Source organism: Pseudoalteromonas sp. SCSIO 43088 (genome assembly GCF_023650795.1).
Lineage (GTDB): Bacteria > Pseudomonadota > Gammaproteobacteria > Enterobacterales > Alteromonadaceae > Pseudoalteromonas > Pseudoalteromonas shioyasakiensis.
The window spans coordinates 3,165,881-3,180,488 of sequence record NZ_CP072675.1 but is presented as its reverse complement, the minus strand read 5'-3'; the positions used below and the strand labels follow the sequence as shown (position 1 = coordinate 3,180,488).

The 14,608-nt window shown below is 42.7% G+C and carries 14 protein-coding genes; 6 read left to right on the top strand and 8 right to left on the bottom strand.

Annotated features, from left to right (window positions below; all coding sequences use genetic code 11):
• Positions 1 to 10 precede the first annotated feature (10 nt).
• From prmA to rsmD, 6 genes are all read right to left on the bottom strand, one after another.
• Positions 11 to 892 (bottom strand): 50S ribosomal protein L11 methyltransferase, encoded by an 882-nt coding sequence (prmA, locus tag J8Z28_RS14665; RefSeq protein WP_055020740.1) that lies wholly within the window; start codon positions 890 to 892, stop codon positions 11 to 13.
• Positions 893 to 956: 64 nt separating this feature from the next.
• The gene (gene rpoD, locus J8Z28_RS14660) at positions 957 to 2,816 is read right to left on the bottom strand and encodes an RNA polymerase sigma factor RpoD (RefSeq protein WP_062566445.1); all 1,860 of its coding nucleotides are present in this window, start codon (positions 2,814 to 2,816) and stop codon (positions 957 to 959) included.
• Positions 2,817 to 2,939: 123 nt separating this feature from the next.
• Positions 2,940 to 4,691, bottom strand: coding sequence for a DNA primase (gene dnaG, locus J8Z28_RS14655; protein ID WP_062566444.1), 1,752 nt, complete (start codon positions 4,689 to 4,691; stop codon positions 2,940 to 2,942).
• A gap of 136 nt (positions 4,692 to 4,827) precedes the next feature.
• The gene (locus tag J8Z28_RS14650) at positions 4,828 to 5,274 is read right to left on the bottom strand and encodes a GatB/YqeY domain-containing protein (protein ID WP_054551044.1); all 447 of its coding nucleotides are present in this window, start codon (positions 5,272 to 5,274) and stop codon (positions 4,828 to 4,830) included.
• Positions 5,275 to 5,295: 21 nt separating this feature from the next.
• Positions 5,296 to 5,511: a 30S ribosomal protein S21 gene (gene rpsU / locus J8Z28_RS14645; RefSeq protein WP_002957797.1), complete on the bottom strand. Its 216-nt coding sequence runs from the start codon at positions 5,509 to 5,511 to the stop codon at positions 5,296 to 5,298.
• 145 nt (positions 5,512 to 5,656) lie between these two features.
• On the bottom strand, positions 5,657 to 6,274 hold the full coding sequence (rsmD, locus tag J8Z28_RS14640) for a 16S rRNA (guanine(966)-N(2))-methyltransferase RsmD (RefSeq protein WP_062566443.1): 618 nt from the start codon (positions 6,272 to 6,274) through the stop codon (positions 5,657 to 5,659).
• Between the two features lie 209 nt (positions 6,275 to 6,483).
• Here rsmD and ftsY point away from each other — a divergent pair, with 209 nt between their 5' ends.
• The 5 genes from ftsY (at position 6,484) to glsB (ending at position 12,385) form a co-directional block, all read left to right on the top strand.
• Complete coding sequence (gene ftsY, locus J8Z28_RS14635) at positions 6,484 to 8,580, top strand: signal recognition particle-docking protein FtsY (protein ID WP_082710969.1); 2,097 nt, start codon at positions 6,484 to 6,486, stop codon at positions 8,578 to 8,580.
• Positions 8,581 to 8,633: 53 nt separating this feature from the next.
• A complete protein-coding gene (ftsE, locus tag J8Z28_RS14630; RefSeq protein WP_054560978.1) occupies positions 8,634 to 9,311 on the top strand; it encodes a cell division ATP-binding protein FtsE in 678 nt (225 codons plus the stop codon).
• Positions 9,308 to 10,294 (top strand): permease-like cell division protein FtsX, encoded by a 987-nt coding sequence (gene ftsX / locus J8Z28_RS14625; protein WP_054551047.1) that lies wholly within the window; start codon positions 9,308 to 9,310, stop codon positions 10,292 to 10,294. Before ftsE ends, ftsX begins: the two co-directional genes overlap by 4 nt.
• A 225-nt stretch (positions 10,295 to 10,519) precedes the next feature.
• Positions 10,520 to 11,383, top strand: a complete 864-nt coding sequence (gene rpoH / locus J8Z28_RS14620; RefSeq protein WP_054551048.1) for an RNA polymerase sigma factor RpoH — start codon at positions 10,520 to 10,522, stop codon at positions 11,381 to 11,383.
• 81 nt (positions 11,384 to 11,464) lie between these two features.
• Positions 11,465 to 12,385, top strand: a complete 921-nt coding sequence (gene glsB, locus J8Z28_RS14615) for a glutaminase B (RefSeq protein ID WP_054560977.1) — start codon at positions 11,465 to 11,467, stop codon at positions 12,383 to 12,385.
• 6 nt (positions 12,386 to 12,391) lie between these two features.
• Here the strand turns inward: glsB and J8Z28_RS14610 are convergent, their stop codons facing one another.
• Positions 12,392 to 13,696, bottom strand: a complete 1,305-nt coding sequence (locus J8Z28_RS14610; RefSeq protein ID WP_054560976.1) for an inosine/guanosine kinase — start codon at positions 13,694 to 13,696, stop codon at positions 12,392 to 12,394.
• A gap of 180 nt (positions 13,697 to 13,876) precedes the next feature.
• Between J8Z28_RS14610 and tadA the strand changes: the two genes are divergently transcribed.
• Positions 13,877 to 14,374 (top strand): tRNA adenosine(34) deaminase TadA, encoded by a 498-nt coding sequence (tadA, locus tag J8Z28_RS14605; RefSeq protein ID WP_054560975.1) that lies wholly within the window; start codon positions 13,877 to 13,879, stop codon positions 14,372 to 14,374.
• Here tadA and J8Z28_RS14600 read toward each other — a convergent pair whose 3' ends face one another.
• The gene (locus J8Z28_RS14600; protein WP_165385080.1) at positions 14,375 to 14,545 is read right to left on the bottom strand and encodes a hypothetical protein; all 171 of its coding nucleotides are present in this window, start codon (positions 14,543 to 14,545) and stop codon (positions 14,375 to 14,377) included.
• Positions 14,546 to 14,608 lie beyond the last annotated feature (63 nt).

Genomic DNA, 14,608 nt, shown 5'->3' with positions numbered 1-14,608 from the left:
CTAGTGCTATTTAGGCTTTCTTGATGCCGCTGACTCGGGTCCATTCACCCTCAACAGCCACGTCATCAAGTGCTAAAAACGGGGCGTAAACATCGGCTACAGACTGAGCTTGTTCTTCTAAAATACCTGACATAGCAATTTTACCATTCGGTTTTAAAAGACCTAAAATCACTTCATGTAGTTCGCGAAGTGGTTGAGCTAAGATGTTTGCAACCACAATATCGGCTGTAAATTCTGGCTGATCTTCAGGTAAATACACTTCAAGTTTATCTGCAACGCCATTACGTTTTGCATTATCGCGGCTTGCTTCAAGGGCTTGAGGATCTATATCGATACCGATCATACGTTCAGCGCCGAGTTTGATCGCCGCAATTCCTAAAATACCTGAGCCACAACCAAAGTCGACCACGGTTTTACCTGTTAAATCTTGGCTTTCTAGCCATTTTAAACAAAGCGCAGTCGTTGCATGGGTGCCTGTACCAAAAGCAAGGCCAGGGTCGAGCAATACATTAACCGCATCAGGATCTGGAATATCGCGCCAGCTTGGGCAGATCCATAAGCGCTCACCGAATTGAATAGGGTGGAAGTTATCCATCCACTCACGCTCCCAATCTTTATCTTCAAGCTGTTCAATTTTATAAACGAGCTTATCGGCGAGTGTTGCTTCAGCATTTAATGTTGCTACTACGCTGTCCATATCATGGTTAGCGTCATACAGGCCAATCACAGTGGTATCAGCCCATAACTGCACAGTACCAAGTTTTGGCTCATAAATAGGGGTATCTTTGGCATCAACATAGGTGACTGACGCACTGCCAGTGTCCATGAGTAAGTCGCTGATTAATTCTGCGTTGTCTGCATTTGCGTTGATGCGAATTTGGATCCAAGCCATGAATATCTCTCGAATAGAAAAAAGGCCGCAACAGCGGCCTTTTAGTTAATAACGCGATACTAAATTACTTAGCATCTAAGAAGCTTTTTAGTAAGTCAGAGCGAGAAGGGTGACGTAATTTACGTAACGCTTTCGCTTCGATTTGACGAATACGCTCACGTGTTACGTCAAATTGTTTACCTACTTCTTCTAATGTATGGTCAGTGTTCATGTCGATACCGAAACGCATACGTAGTACTTTAGCTTCACGTGCTGTTAAGCCCGCTAGTACATCGTTTGTTGCGCCACGTAGTGATTCCATGGTTGCAGAATCAATAGGTGAGTCGATAGTGGTATCTTCAATGAAGTCACCTAAGTGCGAATCTTCATCATCACCGATTGGTGTTTCCATTGAAATTGGCTCTTTAGCGATTTTAAGTACCTTACGGATCTTGTCTTCAGGCATTAACATACGCTCAGCTAATTCTTCTGGGCTCGGCTCACGACCCATCTCTTGTAGCATTTGACGAGAGATACGGTTTAATTTGTTGATCGTCTCAATCATGTGCACAGGAATACGGATGGTACGTGCTTGGTCAGCAATCGAACGTGTGATTGCTTGACGGATCCACCATGTTGCATAAGTTGAGAACTTATAACCACGGCGGTATTCGAACTTATCAACCGCTTTCATTAGACCAATATTACCTTCTTGGATAAGGTCTAAGAACTGTAAACCACGGTTGGTGTACTTTTTCGCAATTGAAATTACAAGACGTAAGTTCGCTTCAACCATTTCTTTCTTCGCACGGCGGGCTTTCGCTTCACCAATACTCATACGACGGTTGATATCTTTAATTCGTTCGATGCTAAGACCTGTGCTTTCTTCAATTGCACTTAGTTTGCTGATGCAACGAATTATTTCTGGTTTAACTGATTCAAGTGCTACTGAGTATTTCTCGTTTGCAGCAATCTCAAGGTCAATCCAGCTTGTGTCTGTTTCGTTATTTGCAAAGTGCTTGATGAAGTTCTTTTTCGGTAACTTAGCAATTTGTACAGCTTGCTTCATGATGATACGTTCTTGTACACGAACGCGGTCCATCATTTCACGCATGTTGTTAACCATGCGGTCAAACTGTTTTGGCACTAATTTAAATGTTTTAAATAGTTCGCCGATTTCTGCAATAGCTTCAAGTGAATCAGGGTGTGAGCGACCTTTTTCTTCGAACGTTTCGCGTGCTTTGTTATAAAGCTCACGTAAGTTTTCGAAGTGAATACGGGCTTCTTCAGGATCTGGACCTGTGTCGCCATCGCTATCATCATCGCTATCATCATCACTATCTTCGTCATCATCGTCTTCGTCGTCTTCTTCGTCGAGTTGCTCTTCGTTTAACTCAGAACCGATGTGTGTTGCAGAAATTTGTGATTCGTCTTCATTATTAGGATCAAAGAAGCCAGAGATAATATCGCTTAAGCGCATTTCTTCAGCTTCGAATTTGTCCCATTGCTCTAGTAGATAAGTAATTGCTTCAGGGTATTCAGCAACTGAAATCTGTACTTGGTTAATACCTTCCTCAATACGCTTAGCGATTACGATTTCGCCTTCACGCGTAAGAAGTTCAACAGTACCCATTTCACGCATATACATACGTACAGGGTCAGTTGTTCGACCGATCTCTTTTTCTACAGTCGCAAGTGCAGCTGCCGCGGCTTCTGCTGCGTCTTCGTCTGTCGTTGTTTCTTGCATCATTAATTCATCGGCATCAGGTGCGTTTTCGCTTACCTTGATACCCATATCATTAATCATGCTAATGATATCTTCTACCTGATCTGAGTCGATAATGTCTTGTGGAAGGTGATCATTAACTTCTGCAAAAGTTAAATAACCTTGCTCTTTACCTTTTTGAATCAGAAGCTTTAATTGTGACTGAGGAGTTGGATCCATAGAGATTTATTCTTCCACTCTGAAAGTTGATACAACAGGCGCCAGCTCGCTTACTAATTAAGCGACACGAAAACTAACTAGACGCAGTGAATAGCACAGTATAACAGCATTATTCAATTCTGACTAGCTGTTGCTGCCTTTTAACGCTTGCGTCAGTAAGTGGCATTCTAGCCTTTCTTCGCTGCTTAAGCCTTGGGTCTTGTCTTTTATTAATAGGGTCTCTAGTCGATAATTTAAACACTGGTCTTCAATAAATTTAAAAGTATTTTTAAAAACCGTCTCTAAACGATCGTCATTTATTTGGTGCTGCCAAGTTGCTAGTTTCACTAGCGCGTCATATTCAGCGCCATCCCTAAATGACTCTAAAATTTGTGCCGTCGTGATACCTTCACGTTCTAGTGCTAAGTGCTGAATGCGTAAAAATAGCTCAATACCGGCTATTTTCATCTCAGCTAACTCTGGCATATAAGCAATGCTGGTCGCCAAATTTGGGTGTTGTAATAAAATACCAATCGCTTGGCGCATCGGCGTTATTTTAAATTTACGCTCAATCGCATGCTGTTGCTTTGGCGACTTAACGCGATTATTTAATTGCTCTCTTGTTCGACCAATTAAGCGGCCAAGATGTTCCAAAATATTTTCTTGGTAAAAATCACTAGGGATTTTTTCAATTAGTGGCAGGGCATCACTAAGGAGCTTTGCTTTACCTGCGTCTTGAGTAAGGTCTATCTCTTGGCTGAGTTTATTAAACAGCACCTTAGTAAAATCATCCGCTTCGCTTAACCTTGCTTCGAAAGCGTCTTTACCTTCTTGTTGTACCAGTGAATCAGGGTCTTCACCATCTGGTAAAAACACAAACTTTAACGACTTACCATCACCAAGATAAGGCAGTGCATTTTCTAGTGCACGCCAAGCAGCATCGCGGCCAGCACGGTCACCGTCGTAGCAGCAAATCACTTTATCTGTGGTTCTAAATAAAGTGTGCATATGTTCTGCGGTCGTTGCTGTGCCAAGGGCGGCAACGGCATATTCGATGCCTTGCTCAGCTAAAGCAACAACATCCATATAACCTTCAACAATTAAAATATGTTCAAGTTTTTTATGTGCTTGCTTGGCTTCGTATAAACCATATAGCTCAAAGCCTTTATGGAAAATACGGGTTTCTGGTGAGTTAAGGTATTTAGGACCTTGATCCGCTTGCATAACACGGCCACCAAAGGCAATCACCCGACCGCGTTTATCGCGAATAGGGAACATGAGTCGATCACGGAAGAAGTCAAATTGGCGACCAGGCGACTTTTCAGAGGCTAGTTTTAGTTCTACAAGCTGCTCTTTTTGTTCTTTGTTGCGGCCAAGTTGCTGGCATAGCGCTTCCCATTCACTTGGCGCATAACCAATCATGAACTTTTTCGCTGTTTCACCACTTAAACCACGGCCCTTGATATAGTCGATAACCGTTTTTGAGTTGGCATGATGCTTTAACTGATGCTGATAAAAGCGAGCAGCATGTAACATTAAATCGTAATCGGAGCGCTTTTGTTCTGCGGTGCGTTGTGGGCCTGAACTTGTGCCTTGTTCGCGAGGTACGTCTAAATTGAGCATACTCGCTAATTCTTCAATGGCGTCAACGAACTCTAATTTGTCGTATTCCATGACAAACGAAATTGCATTGCCATTGGCACCACAACCAAAGCAGTGGTAAAACTGTTTATCTTGAGAAACGGTAAATGAAGGTGATTTTTCGTTATGGAATGGGCAACAGGCTTGGTAGTCTTTACCTGCTTTTTTAAGGCCAACTCTCGAATCAATTAACTCAACAATATCTGTGCGAGCAAGTAAATCATCAATAAACTGTCGAGGGATCTTTCCGGCCATAGCTGTTGTATTTTCCTGCGCTATCTATGCGTTGTAAAATAAGATTTGAACACAATTACTGTGTTTATGAAAGACTAAAAGCAAGAAACCGAGCACTAGGCTCGGTTTGCTTGAATCATACATCTGTATGTGGGGGTTAGGCAGTTAATCGTTGCTTGATTAAGCCAGAAATCTTACCTAAATCGGCACGACCTTCAGCTTTGCTTTTGATAACTCCCATTACCTTACCCATGTCTTGCATACCCGCTGCGTTTGTATCAGCTATAGCCGAGTCAATAAGAGCAATGATTTCTTCTTCACTCAATTGTTGAGGTAAGAATTCTTCAAGTGCTTTAATCTCACTGGCTTCAATTTCAGCTAAATCTTCACGACCCGCATCAATGTACTGGGTGTAAGAATCGCGACGTTGCTTAACAAGCTTTACTAAAACAGCGGTAATACCGTCGTCGTCAAGCGTAATTTGCTCGTCAATTTCACGTTGCTTGATTGCAGCAAGTACCATGCGGATAGGTTTAAGACGTTCTTTGTCTTTTGCCTTCATCGCATCTTTTTGCGCATCTTTTAGCGTTAATAAAAGGCTCATTTATACAAGACCAAATACTGATTAGTATAATTTAACGCGACGTGCGTTATCGCGAGAAAGCTTCTTCATGTGACGCTTTACTGCAGCAGCTTTTTTACGCTTACGCTCAGCTGTTGGTTTTTCATAGTGCTCGCGACGACGAACTTCTGAAAGGATACCTGCTTTTTCACATGAACGCTTGAAGCGACGAAGTGCTACGTCAAACGGTTCGTTCTCTCTTACTTTAATTACTGGCATTAAAAATTCACCTACCTAAATAATGAGCGTTGCTCAAGTTGATCGAATAACGACCAAGTGGTTCAAAAATGGTGCGGTATTGTAATCCGAAGCAACACCACATGTAAAGAATAATATTAACAGAAACTAGGTTTGCAAAACAGAGTTAATTTGTCTCGCGTTGATATAGCCGACAAATCACTTGTCCGGCAGCTTTTTCTTTTAAAAGCATCCAGTTATCTGGAGTATCTAGGTCGCTTAGTTCGCTTTCGACCTCAACATATATAAGTGCTTGAGCAGATAGCCAGTTATTTTTTTCGAGTAAAAAACAACTTTTTTCAGCTAAGTTTTGTCGAAATGGTGGGTCAACAAAAATTAGATCAAATTGCTCGTTTTGCGTGTTTTGTTCTAATAATGAAAGGCTATTGCCTTGTTTTACGGCTGCATTATCCAATTTAAGGGTGCTAATGTTTTCTTTTAGTTGGCTAGCGGCGCCTTTATCTAGTTCGAAAAACACAGCATGATCAGCAAAGCGCGATAACGCCTCAAAACCTAAACCGCCGGAACCGGCAAAGCAATCGAGTACCGCTGCGCCTCGGGTATCTTGCATTAGCCAGTTAAATACAGTTTCTTTTATTCGGTCTGTGGTTGGGCGCAAGCCTTGCACATCTTTTACGGGTAATTTTCTACCGCGAAATTGCCCACTTATAATACGAATAAAACCATTTGCTGATTTATTGTTCGCTGCTTTAGCTTGGCGGTTAGCTGTTGATTTTTTTCTCATTTAACTCACTAATCATTGGTAACTGACCACTAGCTCAGATAATATTGTATGCAATAGCTAGCGCGTCATTTTTCTACTGCGCTAAAAGTGATAGTATTGCGACCTTAGCGATAGATGGTACCTGTTTATGTTTGGCTTAAAAGCTGAACTGTCACCAAACTATTATTCATGTAAGTTTATCAGATTTTTATAAGTGGTTATTAGCAAGTATGGCAAAAAAAAGTAAATTCCTGTCTTGGTTTGGTTTTGGCAAATCAGATAAGCAACAAGCAGAGCAAGCAGCAAAAGAGGCTGATAACCAGAAGCAAATAGAAGAACAACAGCGAATTGAAGCCGAAAAAGCAGAAGCGGAGCGTTTAGAGCAAGAGCGCATTGCGGCAGAAAACGCAGAGGCTGAGCGTCTAGAGCAAGAGCGTATCGCTGCTGAAAAAACAGAAGCGGAGCGTTTAGAGCAAGAGCGCATTGCGGCAGAAAACGCAGAGGCTGAGCGTCTAGAGCAAGAGCGCATTGCGGCAGAAAAGGCAGAGGCGGAGCGTCTAGAGCAAGAACGCATTGCGGCAGAAAAAGCAGAAGCTGAGCGTTTAGAGCAAGAACGCATTGCGGCAGAACAAGCAGAAGCTGAACGTTTAGCTCAAGAGCAGCAAGCGGCAGAACAACAACGTCAAGAACAACAAGCTCGTCTTGCTGAGCAAGAAGCAGCAATGAAATTAGAGCAAGAGCGTGCTGCAGCAGAACAGGCGCAGCGTGAAGCCGAGCAAGTTGCTGCGCAGAAGGCCGAGGCAGAACGTCTAGAGCAAGAACGTATTGCGGCAGAAAAGGCAGAAGCGGAGCGTTTAGAACAAGAACGCATTGCTGCAGAGAAGGCAGAAGCTGCTCGCTTGGAGCAAGAACGTATCGCTGCTGAACAAGCAGAGGCTGAACGTCTAGAGCAAGAACGCATTGCTGCAGAAAAGGCAGAGGCGGATCGTTTAGAACAAGAACGCATTGCTGCAGAAAAAGCAGAAGCGGATCGTCTAGAGCAAGAACGTATTGCTGCAGAGAAGGCAGAGGCGGATCGTTTAGAGCAAGAACGCATTGCTGCAGAAAAGGCAGAATCGGAACGTTTAGAACAAGAACGCATTGCTGCAGAAAAAGCAGAAGCGGATCGTCTAGAGCAAGAACGTATTGCTGCAGAGAAGGCAGAGGCGGATCGTTTAGAGCAAGAACGCATTGCTGCAGAAAAGGCGGAAGCAGCTCGCTTAGAGCAAGAACGCATTGCTGCAGAAAAGGCAGAAGCGGAGCGTTTAGAGCAAGAACGCATTGCTGAAGAACAAGCAGAAGCTGAGCGTGTAGAGCAAGAGAAAGCTGCTCAAGCCGCTGCTGAAAAACCAAAGAAAGAAGGTTTCTTCGCACGCCTTAAAAAAGGTCTATTAAAAACTCGCGTTAATATTGGTTCAGGCTTTGCGTCTATTTTTAGTGGTAAGAAAATTGACGATGAGTTATTTGAAGAACTAGAAACACAATTACTAACAGCCGATTTAGGTGTTGATACAACAATGAAGTTGATTGATAACCTAACCGATGCCGCTGATCGTAAGCAATTAAAAGATGGTGATGCTTTATATGAGTTAATGAAGCAAGAAATGGCTAGTATGCTTAAAACCGCCGAGCAGCCGCTGGTTGTAAGTGGTGATAAAAAGCCATTTGTTATCTTAATGGTGGGTGTAAATGGTGTAGGTAAAACCACCACGATTGGTAAATTAGCTAAGCAGTTCCAAAACGAAGGTAAGTCAGTAATGCTTGCTGCGGGTGATACGTTCCGCGCTGCAGCGGTTGAGCAGTTACAAGTATGGGGTGAGCGTAATAGCATCCCAGTGATTGCTCAGCATACAGGTGCAGACAGTGCGTCAGTGGTATTTGATGCATTTCAGGCTGCAAAGGCTCGTAATGTTGATGTGTTAATCGCCGATACAGCAGGTCGCTTGCAAAATAAAGATAACCTAATGCAAGAGCTTGAAAAAATTGCCCGTGTAATGAAGAAAATTGACCCAGATGCGCCACATGAAGTTATGCTAACTATTGATGCAGGTACAGGTCAAAACGCAATTAGCCAAGTTAAATTATTTAATGAGTGTGTTGGTTTAACGGGCATTACTTTATCTAAACTAGATGGTACCGCCAAAGGTGGTGTGATTTTCGCCGTTGCAGATAAATTTAATATCCCAATTCGTTACATTGGTGTTGGTGAAGGTATTGATGATTTACGTACCTTTAATAGTAGTGACTTTATTGATGCACTATTTAGCCAAGACGAGGATGACGCATAATTAACTAAAGGGAGCTTGCTCCCTTTTTCGCTGCAAGATGATTGATAACTAAAATGATAAATTTTCAGCAAGTCAGTAAAACATATCCAGGTGGCCATCGTGCCCTTGAAAAAGTCAGCTTTCATATTAAGCCTGGCGAACTGGCCTTTTTAACCGGGCACAGTGGGGCAGGTAAAAGTACACTATTGAAGCTTATCAGCTTGATGGAGCGTCCATCAGCCGGGCAGGTGCTTATTAATGGTGTTGATTTAAATGCTGTTAAATCACGCCAGATCCCTTATGTGCGCCGCGATATTGGTATCATCTTTCAGAATCACCGCTTACTAGAACGTTACTCAGTGTTTGATAATGTTGCCTTACCTTTAATCATTGAAGGTACGCACCATAAGCAAATAGCTAAACGTGTTCACGGTGCGCTTGATAAAGTAGGGTTACTTGATAAAGCTAAGTGTAATCCAGCAACCTTATCAGGTGGTGAGCAGCAGCGTGTAGGTATTGCTCGCGCTATTGTCAATTCACCGCCAATCCTATTAGCCGATGAGCCAACTGGTAACTTAGACCCTGAACTTTCGATGGACATTTTACGTTTATTCGAAGACTTTAATAATCATGGTACAACCGTGCTGATTGCAACCCATGATATTGGTTTAATTGCGCGTATGCGTTATCGCAGCCTAACACTGAAAGATGGCCGTATGATTGACGATCCGTTAGCTGAGGGGGCACTATGAGTTTATTGTTTAAAAGCCGCAACAGCCAAAACGAACGTCAGAAGAAGTCATTTTTAGCAGCGCCTTATTTCTTCTTTATTAATCTTATTCGCCAAGGTGTGCACAGCCTCGGTGAAATGTGGCGAACGCCTTTAGCCTCATTGATGACCATTGCGGTATTGGGATTAAGCTTAACACTGCCAGCGACGCTTTATTTAGTGGTTAAAAATGTCTCGCAAGTGAGCAGTGGCTTTGAAGATGCCGCAGAGATCTCGTTGTTCGTAAAAGAAACTATGAGCGAACAGCAAACGCAAACCTTGGTTAAGCGTTTAGCACTCTACCCTGAAGTAGATAAAGTGGAGTTTATATCAAAAGGCGATGCCCTCACTGAATTTAAACAAGTATCAGGATTTGGCCAAGCACTTGAATATTTAGATGCGAACCCGTTACCTGATGTTGTTATTGTTACGCCGACAGCACGATACCGTCAGCCAAATACGGCAAAACAATTACTGCAAAAACTTGAAGGCGAAAGAGAAGTTGATTTTGGTAAACTCGATATTGCTTGGCTTGAGCGATTAAATGCACTTTTAAGTTTATTAAAAGAAAGCGTGATCACCATTGCTCTACTATTATTAACCTCCGTCACCCTGATCATTGGTAATACTATCCGCTTATCAATCATGGATAAGAAAGACGAAATTCAAGTTATGAAGTTAGTTGGGGCGACAAACACCTTTATTCATGCGCCATTTTTATGGACAGGGATTTGGTACGGTATTATTGGCGGTTTGTTCTCTTTTATTTGTGTTGCGTTAATGATGTGGTGGCTTGGTGCTGCTGTAAGTGATGTTGCGGGTGTTTATGAAACCAGCTTTGACTTGATTGGTTTAACACTCACAGAGTTTGGCATTTTAGTCGCTCTTGCAACAGGCTTAGGATTTGTTGGTTCATACTTATCAGTTAACCGCTACATAAAAGAAATTGAACCCGATAAAGTGTAACAATTCATTGTTACACTGCTCTTTTAGCGATAAATATTAGTCGCTGTTAATTTATCAAAATATCACTCCAAGCTAGAATTCATCGCTTATTCAGCGTGTTAGCGTAGACTAAAAATAGATGCAAAAACCACTTGATTTGAACTTTAAAAAAGTTTTTAATTGAAGTTAGCACTCTCGCTTAAAGAGTGCTAAGATGGTTTCAAATGTTTATCACTGAGGTGAAAAATGAGTAAAGATTTATACGCAATGGCACTTACTGCAGGTCAACAGAGCGCAAGTATGGACGGCTACCTTCAAGCGGTTAGCACTATTCCTATGCTTGATGCAGAGAAAGAAAAGCAGTTGGCGACACGTCTTCAGGAAGAAGGTGATCTTGAAGCTGCGAAGCAACTCATTATGTCGCATCTACGCTTTGTTGCTCATATTGCGAAAAGCTATTCAGGTTATGGCTTACCGCAAGCTGATTTAATTCAGGAAGGTAACATCGGTCTGATGAAAGCGGTAAAACGTTTCGACCCAAGTGTAGGTGTTCGCTTAGTTTCATTCGCAGTACACTGGATCAAAGCTGAAATTCATGAATACGTACTGAAAAACTGGCGTATCGTGAAAGTTGCAACTACAAAAGCGCAACGTAAATTATTCTTCAACCTGCGTAAAAACAAAAAACGTTTAGGTTGGTTTAACCAAGCTGAGGTTAGCACAGTTGCTAATGAGCTAGGTGTAAGTGAAAAAGAAGTACGTGAGATGGAATCACGTATGAGTGGCCAAGATATGGGCTTTGACTTAACGGGCGACGACAATGACGACGCACCGACAAGCACATACTCGCCAGTACAGTATTTAACAGATGGCAGTGCTGACCTTGCTGATGATATCGAAGAGCAGCAATGGCAAGAACAGTCTCATGCACGTTTATTCAGCGCCTTAAAAACCCTTGATGAACGTTCTCAAGACATCGTAAGTGCACGTTGGTTAGCTGACGATAAAGCAACATTACAAGAGCTTGCTGAGAAATATAACGTTTCAGCAGAGCGTGTTCGTCAGCTAGAAAAAACAGCGATGAAAAAACTGCAATCAGCGATGAGCTAATAGCAATCGCTATAGCAAACCATCTTTAGTAGACTACAAAGCCTCGCAAATGCGGGGCTTTTTGTTTTAAAAGGACGCGGTATGTCACAGATTGATTATCAACATGTATTAGATGAAATCACAAAAGAAGTTCAACCATTACTGAGCCAAGGTAAGGTTGCTGATTATATTCCTGCGCTTGCAGAGGTTGAGCCAAACCAGTTTGCCATTGCTATTCATACAGTAGATGGGCAAACCTATTGCGCGGGTGATTGTAGTGCGCGTTTTACAATTCAATCTGTTTCGAAAGTAATGACCTTAACTTTAGCACTTCAGCGTTATGGTGATGAGCTGTGGCAACGAGTCGGTAAAGAGCCTTCAGGCACCGCTTTTAACTCACTTACACAGCTTGAGTTTGAACAGGGCATACCACGCAACCCATTTATTAATGCCGGCGCGATTGTCACCTGTGACGCGTTATATAGCCGTTTATCTGCGCCAATGCACTCTATGCTTGAGTCATTTCGTCAGTTATCAGGAAATGCTCAGGTTGTTATTGATAAGAAAGTGGCAAATTCTGAATATGAGTTTCGTCATCGCAACGCCGCGATGGGGCATCTAATGAAGTCATTCGGCAACTTTAATAATGAAGTTGATGATGTGTTATGGGCTTACTTTAACTTCTGTGCCATAGAGTTAAACTGCGTAGAATTAGCAAAAGCTTACAATTACTTAGCAAACCAAGGTAAAGATGCCAATGGCCAAGAAGTACTCAGTGCAAGGCAAAATAAGCAGTTAAACTCGTTACTGTTTACCAGTGGTTTATACGATGCTGCTGGGGATTTTGGCTACCGTGTTGGTATGCCGGGTAAGTCTGGGGTGTCGGGTACTATTTTAGCTGTATTACCAAATCAATTTACTGTGGCTGTGTGGGCGCCAAGACTTAACTCGTATGGTAACTCAGTAGCTGGGATAGCGGCTCTTGAGCGTTTATCCCAGAAACTGGATATTTCGATTTTTTAGTCGCGCTTACTGATCCCAGTAAACTTGCTCTAAACAATCTTCACGTTCAGGTAAGCCACGAGATAAACGTGGCGAGTGCTGAACAAGTACTTCATAACTTGCACGGTTAGCGTATTTACTAATTTGTGCAAGCGATGAGTAGGTCATAGCAGGCTGCTGATGCTTCGCTGAGTTTGCCACATTAAGTTTGTGGTAAACGTTTGCTGATAAGTCATGTAGTACCGCGGCCAGAGCACAATCGCCTGCGCCATTGGTATTTTTAATACTATCTGGGCCGCCCATAAACGGTGCTGTGTGGCTGTAAGCACGAATTGGGTTTTGGCAGTCGTCTTTACGCATTGCGCGCGAAAATTCATAACGGTTAAAGTCAGCAATCGCGCCTGGTAATAACGGGTATTCTGTTTCACGCTTGAATGAGTCGTCTACGTAACCGGCCATAAACAAGCCTTTTTCGCCAGCCGTGCAAATAACTAAATCAGTCCAATCTAGCGCTTTGTCGGCTGCCAGAAGCGGATCTTCAAAGCCAGTAATCGCAAGACCTTCCTCTTCGTTCATAGCAAGAATATCAACATGCTCTTTTACAAAGTCAGCCCACCAAGCAGGGTCTTGTTCAATTAGAAACTTAGTGCCAAGGGTTAAAACCACAGGGACACCTGCATCATTGGCATATTTCACTGCCTGCATGGTCGCTTCTGTCATGGTTTCATCACCTTGAGTACGCATTAGGTATGCGCTGATCACCAGTGCTGATGAATTCTCAATAAGTGCCTGATCGATTGATTCAGGGCGCAGGTGATTCATAAGCCCCGCGCTGATTGCGAAGGTACGCTCACCGGTCTCGTCAATTAAGGTAAAACAACGACCAATAGGGCCATCTACAGGCTGAAGGTAGTCAAGGTCAACGCGGCTAGAGGTGTTACATAAAAAACGGTATGCATAGCTGCCGATTTTGATATTTTCACTCATTACCCCTAACAGTACTGATCGGTCGTCAGCTAGGGTAGAGTAGTTGTGCATGGTGTTACCTACCGTACCACCGGCAAACTCATAATCGATCATATTGTCGAGTTTTAGTCTGTCGTATAGCGCGTTGGTAATATCGTTATCGATCACTTGCGACATGCCACGGCGCAATTGAAATTCATCTAGGAAAGCTTGATCAACTTTCGCTTCAATATCTACCACAATTTGGTCGATACCCGTAATATAACTACGTTGTAGTCGGTCGGTTGAGTTAAGTTGATTCGTCAGTGGATCTTTGGCTTCCACCGGAAAATAATGTTTATGCCTGCGGCGTCCAGGAAATTTCATTTGCTACCCGTGTTGTAAGCTAAATAAAAAAAGCGCGAGATTATAGCGCAATATGGGTCCATTGAGCCATGAAAAAGCCACTAAATTTTGCGTTAATTTTTAAGTGTAGCAGTATTTATTGCCGACATTTTTCACTAACTAGGTATAATTACTCACAGTTTTACAAGATTTGTGTGATATATGAGCGAACAATTTAGCGACCAATATTGGATGGAAAAAGCATTAAACTACGCTAATGAAGCGGCTGCTATTAATGAAATTCCGGTTGGTGCTGTGCTGGTAAAAGACAATCAACTGATCTCCTATGGTTATAACCGCTCAATTATCGATAACGACCCATCCGCTCATGCTGAAATGATGGCAATCCGCGAAGCAGGTAAAGTACTTAATAACTACCGATTAATCGATTGCACCTTGTATGTTACGTTAGAACCTTGTTCTATGTGCGCAGGTCTGTTGGTACATAGCCGTATTAAGCGATTGGTATTTGGTGCTAAAGATGCCAAAACGGGATCGGCAGGATCAATTATGAATCTGCTGCAAGAACCTAGGCTTAATCATCAAGTTGAAGTAACCGGTGATGTTATGAGTGAGCAGTGTGGGGCGGTAATTTCAGCGTTTTTTAAGCGTCGTAGAGAAGAGAAAAAGGCGGCAAAGCAGGCTGCTCGCAACGCCTAGTTATACAACCGGCGTTGCAGGAACTTGTGCTTCCATTAACTGCATCGCAAATAAGCGGCGACGCCAAATAACTTTTTTGTGTGTATTACGTAGCATGATACGACGGCGGGTCGCCGTTGAGTAAATAACATTACGCTTGAACTTATGTGTCGTGCGTCTTCTTTTTAACATGAGTGCTCCTTAAGTGAGAGTAAAGCATTATATTGATCTCTACAGGAAGATAATGATCATTTG

What these genes read in the sequence shown, in the direction of transcription:
- prmA (WP_055020740.1), bottom strand. Translation starts at nt 892, where the DNA reads ATGGCTTGGATCCAAATTCGCATCAACGCAAATGCAGACAACGCAGAA.
- rpoD (WP_062566445.1), bottom strand. Translation starts at nt 2,816, where the DNA reads ATGGATCCAACTCCTCAGTCACAATTAAAGCTTCTGATTCAAAAAGGT.
- dnaG (WP_062566444.1), bottom strand. Translation starts at nt 4,691, where the DNA reads ATGGCCGGAAAGATCCCTCGACAGTTTATTGATGATTTACTTGCTCGC.
- J8Z28_RS14650 (WP_054551044.1), bottom strand. Translation starts at nt 5,274, where the DNA reads ATGAGCCTTTTATTAACGCTAAAAGATGCGCAAAAAGATGCGATGAAG.
- rpsU (WP_002957797.1), bottom strand. Translation starts at nt 5,511, where the DNA reads ATGCCAGTAATTAAAGTAAGAGAGAACGAACCGTTTGACGTAGCACTT.
- rsmD (WP_062566443.1), bottom strand. Translation starts at nt 6,274, where the DNA reads ATGAGAAAAAAATCAACAGCTAACCGCCAAGCTAAAGCAGCGAACAAT.
- ftsY (WP_082710969.1), top strand. Translation starts at nt 6,484, where the DNA reads ATGGCAAAAAAAAGTAAATTCCTGTCTTGGTTTGGTTTTGGCAAATCA.
- ftsE (WP_054560978.1), top strand. Translation starts at nt 8,634, where the DNA reads ATGATAAATTTTCAGCAAGTCAGTAAAACATATCCAGGTGGCCATCGT.
- ftsX (WP_054551047.1), top strand. Translation starts at nt 9,308, where the DNA reads ATGAGTTTATTGTTTAAAAGCCGCAACAGCCAAAACGAACGTCAGAAG.
- rpoH (WP_054551048.1), top strand. Translation starts at nt 10,520, where the DNA reads ATGAGTAAAGATTTATACGCAATGGCACTTACTGCAGGTCAACAGAGC.
- glsB (WP_054560977.1), top strand. Translation starts at nt 11,465, where the DNA reads ATGTCACAGATTGATTATCAACATGTATTAGATGAAATCACAAAAGAA.
- J8Z28_RS14610 (WP_054560976.1), bottom strand. Translation starts at nt 13,696, where the DNA reads ATGAAATTTCCTGGACGCCGCAGGCATAAACATTATTTTCCGGTGGAA.
- tadA (WP_054560975.1), top strand. Translation starts at nt 13,877, where the DNA reads ATGAGCGAACAATTTAGCGACCAATATTGGATGGAAAAAGCATTAAAC.
- J8Z28_RS14600 (WP_165385080.1), bottom strand. Translation starts at nt 14,545, where the DNA reads ATGTTAAAAAGAAGACGCACGACACATAAGTTCAAGCGTAATGTTATT.